General features: G+C 71.2%; 14 protein-coding genes. 12 read left to right on the forward strand and 2 right to left on the reverse strand.

The genetic code is table 11. The annotated features are described in order from the left end of the window. The first annotated feature begins 10 nt into the window (after positions 1-10). The 11 genes from otsB (at position 11) to IEY98_RS33250 (ending at position 11,630) form a co-directional block, all read left to right on the forward strand. Complete coding sequence (gene otsB / locus IEY98_RS02730) at positions 11-2,539, forward strand: trehalose-phosphatase (RefSeq protein ID WP_189208676.1); 2,529 nt, start codon at positions 11-13, stop codon at positions 2,537-2,539. A 79-nt stretch (positions 2,540-2,618) separates the two neighbouring features. Further along, entirely contained in the window at positions 2,619-3,089 is a 471-nt protein-coding gene (locus IEY98_RS02735; RefSeq protein ID WP_189208677.1) for a hypothetical protein, read from the forward strand. Positions 3,090-3,095: 6 nt separating this feature from the next. After that, the gene (locus tag IEY98_RS02740) at positions 3,096-3,716 is read left to right on the forward strand and encodes a DUF3558 domain-containing protein (protein ID WP_189208678.1); all 621 of its coding nucleotides are present in this window, start codon (positions 3,096-3,098) and stop codon (positions 3,714-3,716) included. A 3-nt stretch (positions 3,717-3,719) separates the two neighbouring features. Then, complete coding sequence (locus IEY98_RS02745; RefSeq protein WP_189208679.1) at positions 3,720-5,012, forward strand: hypothetical protein; 1,293 nt, start codon at positions 3,720-3,722, stop codon at positions 5,010-5,012. Positions 5,013-5,015: 3 nt separating this feature from the next. After that, positions 5,016-5,774: an ESX secretion-associated protein EspG gene (locus tag IEY98_RS02750; RefSeq protein ID WP_189208680.1), complete on the forward strand. Its 759-nt coding sequence runs from the start codon at positions 5,016-5,018 to the stop codon at positions 5,772-5,774. Positions 5,775-5,890: 116 nt separating this feature from the next. After that, the gene (locus tag IEY98_RS02755; RefSeq protein WP_189208681.1) at positions 5,891-6,493 is read left to right on the forward strand and encodes a DUF4178 domain-containing protein; all 603 of its coding nucleotides are present in this window, start codon (positions 5,891-5,893) and stop codon (positions 6,491-6,493) included. Next, positions 6,490-6,927 (forward strand): DUF4247 domain-containing protein, encoded by a 438-nt coding sequence (locus IEY98_RS02760; RefSeq protein WP_189208682.1) that lies wholly within the window; start codon positions 6,490-6,492, stop codon positions 6,925-6,927. Before IEY98_RS02755 ends, IEY98_RS02760 begins: the two co-directional genes overlap by 4 nt. Next, a complete protein-coding gene (locus IEY98_RS02765) occupies positions 6,924-7,646 on the forward strand; it encodes a hypothetical protein (RefSeq protein WP_189208683.1) in 723 nt (240 codons plus the stop codon). Before IEY98_RS02760 ends, IEY98_RS02765 begins: the two co-directional genes overlap by 4 nt. Positions 7,647-7,652: 6 nt before the next feature. Then, a complete protein-coding gene (locus IEY98_RS02770; protein WP_189208684.1) occupies positions 7,653-8,075 on the forward strand; it encodes a DUF350 domain-containing protein in 423 nt (140 codons plus the stop codon). Then, positions 8,072-9,634, forward strand: coding sequence for a polyamine aminopropyltransferase (locus IEY98_RS02775; protein ID WP_189208685.1), 1,563 nt, complete (start codon positions 8,072-8,074; stop codon positions 9,632-9,634). The genes IEY98_RS02770 and IEY98_RS02775 overlap by 4 nt, the downstream gene beginning before the upstream one ends. A gap of 82 nt (positions 9,635-9,716) precedes the next feature. Beyond that, positions 9,717-11,630, forward strand: a complete 1,914-nt coding sequence (locus IEY98_RS33250; RefSeq protein ID WP_189208686.1) for a cellulase family glycosylhydrolase — start codon at positions 9,717-9,719, stop codon at positions 11,628-11,630. 39 nt (positions 11,631-11,669) lie between these two features. On the opposite strand, the gene radA is transcribed toward IEY98_RS33250, so the two are convergent. After that, complete coding sequence (gene radA / locus IEY98_RS02785) at positions 11,670-13,025, reverse strand: DNA repair protein RadA (protein WP_189208687.1); 1,356 nt, start codon at positions 13,023-13,025, stop codon at positions 11,670-11,672. Between the two features lie 441 nt (positions 13,026-13,466). Next, positions 13,467-14,141: a copper chaperone PCu(A)C domain-containing protein gene (locus IEY98_RS02790; RefSeq protein ID WP_189208688.1), complete on the reverse strand. Its 675-nt coding sequence runs from the start codon at positions 14,139-14,141 to the stop codon at positions 13,467-13,469. Between the two features lie 275 nt (positions 14,142-14,416). Here IEY98_RS02790 and IEY98_RS02795 point away from each other — a divergent pair, with 275 nt between their 5' ends. Then, positions 14,417-14,908, forward strand: a complete 492-nt coding sequence (locus IEY98_RS02795) for a CarD family transcriptional regulator (RefSeq protein ID WP_189208689.1) — start codon at positions 14,417-14,419, stop codon at positions 14,906-14,908. Positions 14,909-14,923 lie beyond the last annotated feature (15 nt).

Consider the following 14,923-nt stretch of genomic DNA (forward strand, 5'->3'; position numbering starts at 1 on the left):
GGAGAAGGCGTTGACCGCCGAGGCCCTGCCCGCCGAGTTGCGGCGTGCGATCGTGCAGATCGCCCGCACTCCGCGCCTGCTGGTCGCCTGCGACTACGACGGCACGCTCGCGCCCATCGTCGAGGACCCCGAGAACGCGCGGCCGCTGCCGGAGTCGGTGCACGCGCTGCGGGCGCTGGCCGGGCTGCACGAGACCACGGCCGCGGTCATCTCCGGGCGCGCCCTGCGCGACCTGGCCACGCTGTCGCGGCTGCCGTCGGAGGTCCACCTCGTCGGCTCGCACGGCTCGGAGTTCGACGTGGGCTTCGTGCACGCGATCGACGCCGACGCCCGGCGCCTGCACCGGCGGCTGGAGGCCGACCTGGCGATCCTGGTCGAGGGCGAGCCGGGCGTGCAGCTGGAGATCAAGCCCGCGAGCATCGCCGTGCACGTGCGCCGGGCCGAGCCGGACGTGGCCGCGCGCGTGCTGGACGCCGTCCGGAAGGGCCCGTGCACCTGGGACGGCGTGCACGTCACCGAGGGCAAGGCCGTCATCGAGCTGGCCGTCCTGCAGACCGACAAGGGCCACGCCCTGGACGTCCTGCGCCACCAGGCGGGCGCGACGGCGACCGTCTTCGTCGGCGACGACGTGACCGACGAGAAGGCGTTCGCCCGGATCAGCGGGCCCGACCTGGGCATCAAGGTCGGCGAGGGCGTGTCGCTCGCCGGGTACCGCATCGACGACCCGACGACGGTGGCGACCGTCCTGGCGTTCCTGCTCGAGGAGCGCCGCGCGTGGCTGTACGGCGAGCAGGCCGTGCCGATCGAGCGGCTGACGATGCTGGCCAACGAGCGCTCCGTCGCCCTGGTGACGCCGGACGCGCGGCTGACCTGGCTGTGCCACCCCGAGCCGGACTCGGCGTCGGTGTTCGCCGACCTGCTGGGCGGGCCGGGCGCCGGGCACTTCAGCGTCTCGCCCGAGCGCGGCGGCCTCCCGCTCGGCCAGCGGTACCTGCCGGGCACGATGACCGTGGAGACCCGCTGGTCGGGGCTGCTGGTCACGGACTTCCTCGACAACGACGCCGACCCGTTCCGCACCGACATGACCCGGGTGCTGACCGGCAACGCGACCGCGCTGGTCGAGTTCGCGCCGCGCCCGGAGTTCGGGCAGGTGCAGGTGCGGCTGGAGGCGCGCGCCGACGGGCTGCTGGTGCAGGGCACCGGCGACCCGATCGCGCTGCGCTCGCCGGGCGTGCGCTGGGAGATCGTCTCCGACGGCATGCACGACACCGCCCGCGCGCGGGTCGAGCTGACCTCGGACGCGCCGGTGGTGTTCGAGCTGCGCTGCGGCACCGACGACCTCGCGCCCAACCCGGTCCCGCTGGAGGAGCGCAAGGCCGTCGCCGGGACGTACTGGTCCAACTGGCTCGACACGCTCGTGCTGCCGCAGGTCGAGAAGGACCTGGTGGCCCGCTCCGCGCTGACCCTGCGCGGGCTCTGCCACGAGGAGACCGGCGCGATCATGGCGGCGGCGACGACGTCGCTGCCGGAGGAGATCGGCGGGATCCGCAACTGGGACTACCGGTACTGCTGGCTGCGCGACGCGTCGATGACGGCAAAGGCGTTGGTCTCGCTGGGGTCCACGGCCGAGGCCGAGGCGTTCCTGCGCTGGCTGCACGCGGTGCTGGCGACGCTGCCCGGCCCGGAGCGGCTGCACCCGCTCTACACGATCGCGGGCACGACGCTGCCGCCCGAGGCCGTGATCGACACGCTGCCCGGCTACGCGGGCTCGCGTCCCGTGCGCGTGGGCAACCTCGCCAACCAGCAGGTCCAGCTGGACGTGTTCGGGCCGGTCGTCGACCTGGTGGCCGCGCTGTCCGAAGTGCGGGGCTCGCTGACCGACGACGACTGGCGCATGGTCTGCGCCATGGCCGAGGCGGTGGCCCGGCGCTGGCACGAGCCCGACCACGGCATCTGGGAGGAGCGGCACCGGCCGCGCCACCACGTGTACTCCAAGGTGATGTGCTGGCTGACGATCGACCGCGCGCTCAAGCTGGGCAAGACCCACGGCCGCGCCATCGATCCCACCTGGGAGCCGCTGCGCGACGAGATCGCCACCGACGTGCTGACCAACGGGTGGAACGACGAGGTCCGCTCGTTCACCACCGCCTATGACGGCACCGACCTCGACGCGGCGACCCTGCTGATCGGCATGGTCGGCCTGATCGACCCCGCCGACGAGCGCTTCCAGGCCACGGTGACCGCCACCGAGGCCGAGCTGCGCAGCGGGTCCACGGTCTACCGCTACCACCGCGACGACGGCCTCCCCGGCGACGAGGGCGGCTTCCACCTGTGCGCGGCCTGGATGATCGAGGCCTACCTGCTGACCGGCAGGCGCACTGAGGCCGAGGACCTCTTCGCCCAGATCGTCGACGCCGCCGGACCCACCGGCCTGCTTCCCGAGGAGTACGACCCGGTGGCCGAACGGTCGCTGGGCAACCACCCCCAGGCGTACTCCCACCTGGGCCTGATCAGGTGCGCGCAACTCCTGTCCGCCTGATTTCCCCATTCGGCCCATGCCTGATCCGCCCGATCGGTACCCTGTCGGGCGGATACAGGTGTTTGACGGGGAGGCACCCATGCCGGATGGGACCGGTACCGAGCCAACGACCGACCAGCCGCCCGCCGCGGGCGACCAGATCGACCAGCAGGTCAACATGATCACCGTGTTGGAGAACCTGCCGTTCCTCGGTCCCGCGGCCACGGCCATGTACTCCTCCGGCGGCGGCGGCGAAGGCGGCCGCTTCGCCATCTCCAGCCTCGCCGAACTCGACGCCCTGATCGCGCGCTGGGAAAGCATCCTGGTGAAGATCGATGAGGGCGGTAGCAAGCTCGACGACGCACTCGCACACGTTCTCCCTCCTGCCGAAGACGCGCCCAGCAACTTCGAGGCTGAGAGGACCAAGGCCAGCCTCCAGGCCGCGTTGGACCACAACATCGTGATGTCCGACTACGCCAAGGGCTACATCGAGAAACTGAAGGCTGCCCGCGCGGACTACGCCGGTACCGAAAGCGAGAACACCGCCACCGTCAACAACTCGGGAGCTTGACCGACCATGCCCACTCGGTTCATCGGAGCAGCCGTCGCCGCCCTCTGCGTGATCGGACTCAGCGCCTGCAGCGAGAGCGGAACTCCGACCCCTGGCGGTGATCGAGAAACGACGACCAATCCCCGCCCCACGAGCGGGTCGACCACGACGACGGCCGAGAACGACCGCTATGGAGCGCCCTCCGTCGAGAATCCTCTGGACGCGACGAAACAGCTCAAAGATCCCTGCAGCTCACTGACCGCCGACCAGCAGCGTGCTCTGGGGAACCTCGAGGCGTTCGGCTCGGACCCGGAGGACACCGATCCCTCCTGCCTGTGGAAGACGCCGGACCTCGTCACCTTCGTGGTGTCGTACATCGTTCCCAACAAGAACGGGTTGGCTGACCTTTACCGAGGTCAGGAGCAGGGGCAGTGGGAGTACTGGGAGCCCACGACCGTGAACGGCTACCCGGCCGTCTACCAGCACGCCAGCGACAACCGGTCACGTGGTTACTGCACCATCTCGGTCGGTGTGACGGATCAGCTTCATTTCTCGGTTTTCAGCAGGCGGGCGGAGCCGAAGACCGCGTGTGACCAGGTCAAGGAAGTCGCCGCGGCAGTCGTCGACACCCTGAAGAACGGGGGCTGAGCCATGTCGTTCCAGATGCAGTGCATGTCCGGCCAGGCGATCTACGACAACTTCGTCAACGGTCGGGGTGGGCAGGAGCTGAGCCAGGCGGCGACGAAGGTCGATTCCGCCAAGCAGGAGTACGACCTGCTGGCATCGGAGATCCGGTCGCTGACCATTGACATGGAGGCGATCTGGGAGGGGCCTTCGGCCGGGGCGGCTCAGCGGGGTGCGGGGCCGTTGGCGGTGGAGCACGAGTTGGCGCAGCCGGAGCTGCACAACGTGCAGGATCTGACGCACCGGCAGGTGGAGTCCTACGACCAGGCCAAGAGCTCGGTGCAGCCGATCCCGAACGTGCCGGAGGAGCCGGGGTTCTGGGACAACGTGTGGAGCCTCGGCGGGGCGGGCGACGACTACGAGCAGCAGGTCGAGGCCAACCGCGCGGCCAATGAGAACAACGTCAAGGTCATGCAGGCCTACGAGAGCGCGTCGCTCCACAACGGCGAGAACATGCCCACGCAGTACGGGCAGATGCAGCCCGACAACTCCCAGATCACCATCAACAAGCCCGGCGGTGGCGACGACGGCGACGGTGACGGGGGCGGCGACGACCGGCAGAACGTGACGCCGCCGAGCGGGAACCCGGACGACAACGGGGGCAGCTGGGACACCGGCGGCAGGCCGCCGACGAACCCGAGCGGCTACGACCCGACCAACCCCAGCGGCTACCAGCCGCCGATCGGCGGCGGCGGGCCCTACCTGCCGGGCGGCCCCGGGCCCTACCAGCCCGGCCCCGGCCCGACGCCCGGACCCGGTCCTTACCCGGGCCCGTACCCCGGGCCGTACCCGCCGGGCGGGCCGGGGCAGAACCCGCCGAACGGGCGCGGTCCGAACGGGCCGGGCGGGCGTCCGCCGGGCTTCCCCGGCGGTCGGCCCCCGGGCATCCCGGGCGGCGGTCCCGGTGGCAACCCCGCCACCCGAGGCCCCGGCGGGCCCGGGCTCGGCGGCTCCAGCGGCCTGCGCGGCGGTCCCGCCGGATTCGGCGCGGGCATGGGCGTCGGCGCCGAGGAGGCGCGCGGCGCGGGCCGGGGCGGCTTCGGCGGCGCGGGCGGCGCCGGTGGCATGGGCGCTGGCGGCATGGGCGCTGGCGGCGCCGGTGGCCGTGGCGGCGCGCCGATGGGCGGCGGCGCGGGCGGCGCCCGCGGCCAGGGTGGCGAGGACGAGGAGCACACGCGCGCGTCGTTCCTCGTGGAAGACGACCCGGACAGCCTGTTCGGGACCGACCAGATGACGGCCCCGCCGGTGATTGGGGAGTAGTAGGTGCTGGACAGGCCGCTCAAGCTGTCGGTCAACACCGTCGCCAGGACGGTGAAGGCTGAGGGGCTGGGACAGCTGCACCTCACCATCTCGCCGGAGGCCCTGTGGTTTCCCCGGGACGAGGAGCGCAGGGCCGAGCAGATGGCCCGCGACGAGCTCGCCCGCGCCGGTGGCATCGACCAGCGCGGGCGGGTCGACGCGGACATGCTCGCCGTGCTGGCGATGCTGTGCACGCCGCGCGCGGAGTTCTACGGGTGGATCAGCCAGGCGAAGCGGACGGTGGGCGTCCTGGTCGCGGTGACCGGGCGCACCGCCGTGCTGGTCAGGAACGACGACGGCGTGGTCTCGATCGTCCCGGTGAACCCGGAGGCCCCCGCGGAGGCGCTGGTCGCGCAGACGCCGGAGGTGCCGCCGGGGCGCGGGCAGGTGATCACGGTGTTCGGCGAGGACGTGCGCAGCGCCGCTGGCGGGCGGCAGCGCACGGCGACCGGCGTCGGCACCCGGCAGGCCCCGCCGCAGGTGCGGGAGGTCCAGCGCATCACCGAGCTGCCGACAACCGGCGGTGGGCAGTTGTTCACGGCCGTGCGCGACAGCGCGGGCCGCAGGCACAAGGTGCCCGCGCCGCTGCGCTACGCCGACACCGTGCAGGGCCGGTACCTGAACCTGGCGCTGCCCGGCGACCGCGTGCTCATCGGACCCGCCGACCGGCGGGCGCTCGCGCAGCGGCTTTACGAGATGCACCGCGGCCTGACGACGCGCTGAACACGCCGCGCCGCCGTGCGTGTTCCCTTGGTCGCAATTAGGACACTCCTCTCACGACCCGCGAGTCCATCCCCTACCGTGTCGGCTGGTTCAGCCAATCGGGTAGGGGGTCGCAAGTGGACGGGCTCGGCATCGTCCTGCTGATCGTGGTGGCCGCGGCCATCGGCGCGCTCATAGCGGGGCTCGTGGTGCGCAAACGGCAGCAGCGTCCACCGGCGGCCCCGGCCCCGCAGGACCCGTTCGCCGATTCCGACCACCACGCCGTCTACGGCGATCCGCGCTCCCTCAAGGCGGGCGACCTGGTCGAGCTGCGCGGCGTCTCCTACTCGGTGCGCGGCTCCGTGCGCTGCGACGAGGGCGGCTGGACCTGGTCGGAGCACCTGCTGGAGACCGCGACCGAGGAGCGGGTCTGGCTCTCCGTCGAGGAGGACCCCGACCTGGTCCTGGTGGCGTGGACCGAGATCGACACCGAGCTGCGGCCCGGCCCCAAGACCCTCACCCTCGACGGCGTCGAGTACCGGTCTGACGAGAAGGGCACGGCGACCTACACCACCGAGGCGACCACCGGCCTCAAGGACGGTTCCGTCCGCTACCACGACTACAAGAGCCGCGACCGGCTCCTCTCCTTCGAGTCCTACGGCGACGCCCCCTGGGAGGCGGCCACGGGCGAGAAGCTGTCCACATACGACGTCAAGATCTTCCCGGCGGCCAACGGATGAGCACCAAGACCAAACCCAGGACCTGGTTCTGGATCGCGGGCATCTTCGCCGCGATCGCCGGGATCATCGCGATCACCATGTTCGCCCGCGGCACGTCCGTGCGCGACTACGTGGACAACACCTACACCCGCGCGGCGACCCTCGACCAGGACGAGGAGATCGCCTACACCACGACTCAGGCGCCCAGCGCGGTCACCGCGGCCATCGTCGGCGCGTGGAAGCCGGTGTCGCAGTACGCCGACGCCAGCGGGGTGTACCTGCGCTACAACGACGACATGGTGCTGGTCCGCCCGCACAACGGCGGCAGCGTCATCCGCGTCGACGACGTCGACCGCGCCTACCGCCGCTACCACTCGCACGTCAGCGGGTATTGGGGCTGGACGTCCGGGCACGGCGAGTCCTTCCGCGGCCGGGGACCGGGGGCGGGCAAGTGAGCACCCAGCAGCAGACCAAGAAGGGCGGGGCCGCGGGCTGGATCATCACCGGCGTGATCCTCGTCGGCATCGTGCTGGCGATCATCGCTGGCGAGGGCGGCTTCGACTCCAGCGACAACGACACGAGCGTGCCCCCGCCGACCGCGCAGGAGACCGCCGACCTCGCCGCCCGGCTCGCCGAGGCCGAGAAGGCGCACGGCATCTGCTACGGCTGGGAGCTGTCCAGGTCGACCTACTCGACGCGGCCCGAGGACGTCGTCAGCATGGGCTCCAGCCGCGGCGCGGGCGTCTCGGCGCGCGAGTGCGACGACTGGGTGATCCTGCAGGTCGGCGTCGAGTACACCAGCGCGAGCAGCGAGTCGGAGGACTCCGCCGCGATCGACGTGGACTCCTCCGACAGCCTCACCGGCAAGCATCCCTACTCCGGCGACCTGGAGCGCATGGGCGTCACCCGCGACGCCGCGCTGAACGACCCGGCGGCCACCACCGGCCTCGGCGTGCTGTCGCTGCCGCTGCTCATGGTGGAGGAGGGCGCGGCGCACGCGCTGCCCGCCACCCCGGCCGACGCGGCGCAGCCCACCCCGATCGGTCGCCCCGGGTCGGACTTCGTCGGCAACCACACCGGCGCGCTGATCGCGCTGGGCATCATCGGCGGAATCGCCCTGCTCTGCCTCATCATCGGCCTGATCATCCGCAAGCGCGGGAAAGAAGCGAGGTAACCACCCGTGTCCGAACTGCTGACCGGTCTGCTCGGCACCCTGGCCTACGCGGGTGCGGGCCTGGTGCTGATGGCCCTGGGCTACGTCCTGGTCGACGTGGCCACGCCGGGCAAGCTGGCCGACCTGATCTGGACCGAGCGCAACCGCAACGCCTCGATCCTGCTGTGCTCGGGCCTGCTCGGCATCGGCGTCATCCTCACCACGGCGATCCTGACCAGCGCCGACGACCTGGGCACCGGCCTGGCGAACACCGCCGTCTACGGCCTGCTCGGCCTGGCGATCATGGCGCTGTCGTTCATCATCATCGACGTGCTCACGCCCGGGAAGCTCGGCGAGGTCATCTGCGCCGAGGAGCACCACCCCGGCGTGTGGGTGTCGGCGGTGGCACACCTCGTCGTCGCCGTGGTGATCGCCGCCGCGATCACGTGAGCGAGCCCGCGGGCGGGGCGCCCGTCCGGCGCGCCCGCCCGGCCCGGGTGGCGCTGCTGGCGACGGTCTTCATCTGCGCCGCCTGCGGTCTGGTGTACGAGCTCGCCCTGGTCGCGCTGGGCAGCTATCTGATCGGCGACACCGTCGGCCAGGCGTCGATCGTGCTGTCGCTGATGGTGTTCGCGATGGGGATCGGCGCCCTGCTCGCCAAGCCGCTGCAGCGGCGGGCGGCGATCTCGTTCGCCTTCATCGAGCTGATCCTCGCCCTGCTGGGCGGGCTGAGCGTGTTGCTGCTGTACGCGGCGTTCGCGTGGTTGAGCCTCTACACGCCCGCGCTGATCGCGATGGCGCTCATCCTCGGTGTCCTCATCGGCGCGGAGATCCCGCTGCTCATGGAGCTGCTGCAGCGGATCAGGGCGCAGGCGGCGGGCTCGGCGGTGGCCGACCTGTTCGCCGCCGACTACGTGGGCGCGCTGCTGGGCGGGCTGGCGTTCCCGTTCGTGCTGCTGCCGGTGTTCGGGCAGATCGAGGGCGCGCTGGTGGTCGGGATCGTCAACGCCCTGGCCGGGCTCGGGCTGGTGCTGACCGTGTTCCGCGGCGAGATCGGCGGCGTGCGCGGCAAGGCGGCGCTGATCGGCGGCGCGGTCGCGGTCTTCGGGGTGCTGGGCGGCGCCTACGCCCTGGCCGAGGACTTCGAGGTCACCGCCCGCCAGGCGCTCTACGCCGACCCGGTCGTGCACGCGGAGCGGACGCCGTACCAGGACATCGTGATCACCGAGTCGGTCTCGCTGTCGGGCAACCGGGACGTGCGGCTGTTCCTCAACGGGGACCTGCAGTTCAGCTCCGTCGACGAGTACCGCTACCACGAGGCGCTGGTGCACCCGGCGATGGCGGGGCCGCACTCGCGCGTGCTGGTCCTCGGCGGCGGCGACGGCCTGGCCCTGCGCGAGATCCTGCGGTACCCGGACGTCTCCTCGGTGACGCTGGTCGAGCTGGACCCGGCGATGATCGAGCTGGCCCGCACGGACGCCCGCCTCGTCGCGGCCAACGGCAACGCCTTCGACGACCCGCGCGTCACCGTCCGCGCCGAGGACGCCTTCACCTGGCTGCGCTCGGTCACCGCCGACTTCGACGTCATCGTGGTCGACATGCCCGACCCGGACTCCACCGCGACGGCGAAGCTCTACTCCATCGAGTTCTACGGCATGGTCGTGCAGGCCCTCGCCGACGACGGGCGGATCGTGGTGCAGTCCGGCTCGCCGTTCTTCGCCCCGCACGCGTACTGGTGCATCGAGGAGTCGCTGCGCGCCACGGGCCTGTCCACCACCGCCTACCAGGTGACGGTGCCGTCCTTCGGCGAGTGGGGCTTCCACCTGGCCGCCCGGACCGCGCCCGCGCTGCGGCTGCCGGACCTGCCGCTGCGCTCGCTGGACGAGCGGACGCTGGCCGCGGCCGCCGTCTTCCCGCCGGACCGGCGCGCCCCCGCCGACGTGCGGGCGTCGACGCTGATGGACCCGGTGATCCTGCGCTACTCGCGCCAGGAGTGGACCAACTACTGAGTATTGCCTCGCGGTCACGCGGGCTCCTACACTCGGCTGGCGATTGGGAGCGCTCCCACAACTCCCCAGCGATCGAGGTCCCATGAAGGTCAGAAGTACCGCGGCCGCCCTGCTGGCCGCCGCCGCGACAGTGCTGGCGACCGTCTCCGCGGGTCCGGCGGCCACCGCGGCGGCGCCGGAGCAGGACTGGCTGCACGTGGAGGGCAACCGCATCGTCGACGAGGCGGGCAACCAGGTCTGGCTCACCGGCGCCAACTGGTTCGGGTTCAACGCCACCGAGCGGGTGTTCCACGGGCTGTGGTCGGGCAACATCACCGAGATCAGCAAGGCGATGGCCGACCGGGGCATCAACATCGTCCGCATCCCGATCTCCACCCAGCTGCTGCTGGAGTGGAAGGCGGGGCAGACGGCGACCCCGAACGTCAACACCTACGCCAACCCGGAGCTGGCGGGCAAGAACAACCTCCAGGTGTTCGACTACTTCCTGGAGCTGTGCGAGCGCTTCGGCATGAAGGTCATGATCGACGTGCACAGCGCCGAGGCCGACAACTCCGGCCACATCCACCCGGTGTGGTGGAAGGGCTCGATCACGACGGAGGACTTCTACCAGGCGTGGGAGTGGATCACCGCGCGGTACAAGGACAACGACACCGTCGTCGCGATGGACGTCAAGAACGAGCCGCACGGCACGCCGACGCAGCCGCCGCGCGCCAAGTGGGACTCCACGACCGACGCCGACAACTTCAAGCACGTCTGCGAGACCGCGGGCAAGCGCATCCTGGCGATCAACCCGAAGGTGCTGATCCTGTGCGAGGGCGTGGAGGTCTACCCGAGGCCGGGTGAGACCTGGAGCTCGCCGAACACCGACCCCGACCTGTCGCCGAACTACTTCTACACCTGGTGGGGCGGGAACCTGCGCGGCGTCGCCGAGCACCCGGTGAACCTGGGCGCGAACCAGGACCAGCTGGTGTACTCCCCGCACGACTACGGGCCGCTGGTGTTCGACCAGCCGTGGTTCCAGAAGCCGTTCGACAAGGAGTCGCTGATCGTCGACGTGTGGCGGCCGAACTGGCTCTACATCCACGAGCAGGAGATCGCGCCGCTGCTGATCGGCGAGTGGGGCGGGCGCCTCGGCCAGGACGAGCGCCAGGACCGCTGGATGACCGCGCTGCGCGACCTGATCGTCGACGAGGGCCTGCACCAGACGTTCTGGGTGCTCAACCCGAACTCCGGCGACACCGGCGGCCTGCTGCTGGACGACTGGCGCACGTGGGACGAGCAGAAGTACGCCCTGCTGAAGCCCGCCCTGTGGCAGCACAACGGCAAGTTCGTCAGCCTCGACCACCAGGTGCGCCTCGGCGGCGCGGGCAGCACGACCGGGATCAGCCTGGGCGAGCGCTACTCCGGCAGCGGCCCGGTCGACACGACCGCCCCATCCGTCCCGAGTGGACTTACCGCTGGCGCGGTCACCTCGTCGTCCATTTCCCTGTCCTGGAACGCTTCTACAGACAATGTGAGTGTTTCCGGGTATGAGGTCTACCGTGGAACGACCCGGGTGGCGACCGTCGCGGGAACGTCCTACACGGACAGTGGGTTGACCGCGAACACCGCCTACAGCTACACCGTCCGGGCGCGTGACGCGGCGGGCAACGTGTCGGCGGCGTCCGCGGCGCTGTCGGCGCGCACCTCGTCCGGCGGCAGCGGGTCGTCGGGCTGCACCGCGACGCTGCGCTCGGTCAACAGCTGGCAGGGCGGGTTCCAGGCGGAGGTGACCGTCGCCAACACCGGGACCACAGCGATCCGCGGGTGGACGGTGGACCTCGCGGTGGCGTCGGGCAGCGCGATCAGCAGCCTGTGGAACGGCACGCTGACCGGCAGCCGGGTCACCAACGCCGCGCACAACGGCGCGCTGGCCGCGTCGGCGAGCACGACCTTCGGCTTCGTCGGCACCGGCCCGGCCGCGGGGGTGACGGTGGTCGGCTGCACGGCGAGCTGACAGGACCATGGGGCCCCGGCGATTCCCGGGGCCCCTTGGTCATTCGCGCAGGACCTGCAGGTTGTTCATCGCCGAGCCCAGGTCGCGCACGATGCGCACCTGCAGGCCGTCGGGGACGTCGCCGCAGTCGGGCGGAATCAGGGCCTTGGTGAAGCCCAGGCGCAGCGCCTCGGCGAGCCGGGCCCGGACCCCGCCCACCCGGCGCACCTCCCCCGCCAGCCCCACCTCGCCGAGGACGACGAGGTCCGGCGGCAGGGCGACGTCCTTGGCCGCGGTGGCGACCGCGAGCGCCACGGCGAGATCCGCGACGGGCTCGGCGACCTTCATCCCGCCGACCGTCGCGGCGAAGACGTCCCGGTCACCGAGGCGGACGCCGCCGCGGCGCTCCAGCACCGCCAGGACCATGGCCACGCGGGCCGAATCCAACCCGCTCACCGCCCGGCGCGGCGTGTTGAGCGGCGAGCTGGCGACGAGCGCCTGGACCTCGACCAGCATCGGGCGCTTGCCGTCCATCGCGACCGTGACGGCCGTGCCGGGCACGCCCACGTCGTGGCGGTTGAGGAACAGCCCGGACGGGTCGGGCACGTCGACGATGCCGCGGTCGACCAGTTCAAAGCACCCGACCTCGTCGGCAGGCCCGAACCGGTTCTTGACCCCGCGCAGCATCCGCAGGCTGGAATGGCGGTCGCCCTCGAACAGCAGGACGACGTCGACCAGGTGCTCCAGCACCCGCGGCCCGGCGATCGACCCCTCCTTGGTGACGTGGCCGACCAGCAGCACCGGCAGCGCCCGGTCCTTGGCCAACGCGACCAGCGCCGCCGTCACCGCCCGCACCTGCGTCACCCCACCCGGCGTGCTGTCGACGTCGGGCGAGGACAACGTCTGCACCGAGTCGACGACGAGCAGCCCCGGCTTGATGTCGTCCACGTGCCCCATCACCGCCGACACATCACTCTCGGCGGCCAGGAACATCCCCGGATCCACGTTGCCCGTGCGCTCGGCCCGCAACCGCACCTGCCCCGCCGACTCCTCCCCCGTGACGTACAGCGTCGGCCCATTGGCCCGCCGCGCCCACTGGTAGGCGACCTCGAGCAGCAGCGTCGACTTCCCCACCCCCGGCTCCCCCGCCAACAACACCACGGCTCCCGGCACGAGCCCCCCACCCAACACCCGGTCAAGCTCCCCCACCCCGGTCGACAGCGCCCGAGCCGACTCGACATCGACCTCATCGATCCGCCGCGCAGGCGCACTAGGAGCCCCAGCGGCAACCCGCCCAGGCCGCCCGACCCCCACCTCCCGCAAGGTGTTCCACGCCTGACACTCCGGACACCGCCCCACCCACTTCACAACAGCGGCGCCGCACTCCTCACACCGAAACCCACTCTTACTCGCCACACCCTGACGCTATCGCCCCCACCCGACACCTCCCCACAAGCAACACCCACCCCACCACCAACCACCCCACACCCCACCTGGGACAGACCCCGCCCACCCAGGGGGCAGACCCCCTTGGTTCTGATCCTATCGGAGGGGAACGGCAAAAACGGAAGTGACACTCCGATTGAACGGGAGAGCTTCTACCGATGGGCGCTGAGCAGCGATGTCTGAACCTGAAAGCGCCAGGGCTGAGCCAGCAGCCATCCACAGAGACCACTCGTTTGAGTGGCTGGCCGTCCTGGAGGTCTCAAAGCAGTGCCGAGAGATCGGCGACCCATCCGGCGTGCGGGTGCGACAGCCACCACGGCTAACCCTGCTCTGCCACGTGAGGGGCTGCAGAGCCGAGCCGTCGGGGCGGGGCGCACGACGTGGCCCCGCCCCGACAGTCAGGTCTAAGAGTTAGTGCTCGCCCGTGTTGCCGTGGTCCTCCGACTCGCGGGGGTCGGTGGGGGCGGCGATGGGGAGTTCGACCGTCACGGCGCCCGCCTTGGCGAAGACGAAGGTGACCGGGTAGACGCGGCCCGGGTACAGGTCCTCGGTCAGGCCGGTGAGCAGGATCTGCAGCTTGCCCAGCTCGATCGCCCCCGTCGTGGCGACCGGGGTCGTCGTCGTGGTGGTGGTCGCGCCCGTCGTCTCCGTGCCGGTGGTGGTCGGCGCGGTGGTGGTCGTGGGGGCGGCGGTGGTGGTCTCGGGGTGGAAGTCCTCGTTCGGGGTGCCGACGGCCAGGGCGACGCCGCCGGGCAGGGCGGTGTCGCCGGTCAGCTCGGCCTTGCCCGCGATGGGGCTGGTGACCTCGACGAGGGTGTCCGCCTCGGTGCCGGTGTTGATCAGCGACGCGATCACCGCCGCCTGGCCGCCCTGGCTGTAGTGGCCGTCGTGGGGGTAGGCCAGCCTGGCGTCGCGGACGGCGATGGCGCCCGCGTCGACGCTGGACCCGTTGACGGCGGGCCGCTGCGAGTCGGTCTGGGTGATCTGCCCGGCGCCGCAGGCCGTGGTGGCCAGGAGCGCGGCCAGGCCGATGGCCAGGGACGCGCGGCGCAGCCGACCGGTCGAGTTCTGCTGTGCACGGCTCACGGGTGGGCTCCTGCGGTCGAGGCTTGCTGCGTTCTTCCGGACCGAAGAGTAGCCCGCGCGATCGCCCGCGCCCGCGCGTGGTGGGCGAAACCACGATCGGCGATCAGGTCCACTGTGGAGATTTTGCCATTCGCGGGCGGAGCTGGGTGAGCACGTCCGAAGGGGCGTTGTCAACCCCCCATCTGGCCTGTGACCTGCGGAGACCGAATCCGGGTTGAGCTGTTCGGGAGTGCGACTCGTGTTAAGATGGAGCCAGCGAAAGGGGCAGAGGACACATGGTTTTCAAGGTCGGAGAGACCGTCGTCTACCCGCACCACGGTGCCGCACTCATCGAAGCGATCGAGACCCGCGTGATCAAGGGCGAGGAGAAGAAGTACCTCGTCCTCAAAGTCGCGCAGGGCGACCTCACGGTCCGCGTTCCCGCAGACAACGCCGAGATCGTGGGCGTCAGGGACGTCGTGGGCCAGGAGGGCCTCAACCGCGTGTTCGATGTGCTGCGCGCTCCGCACACCGAGGAGCCGACCAACTGGTCGCGTCGGTACAAGGCCAACCTGGAGAAGCTCGCGTCCGGCGACGTGAACAAGGTGGCCGAGGTGGTGCGTGACCTTTGGCGGCGGGAGAAGGACCGTGGCCTGTCCGCGGGCGAGAAGCGGATGCTGGCCAAGGCCCGGCAGATCCTGGTGAGCGAACTGGCGCTGGCCGAAGGCACCGATGAGGGCAAGGCCGAGGTGCTGCTCGACGAGGTGCTGGCAGCCGCGGCGGTCTAAAGTCCGCCCGTGACA

Source organism: Actinokineospora fastidiosa (genome assembly GCF_014648415.1).
GTDB classification, from domain to species: Bacteria; Actinomycetota; Actinomycetes; order Mycobacteriales; family Pseudonocardiaceae; genus Actinokineospora; species Actinokineospora fastidiosa.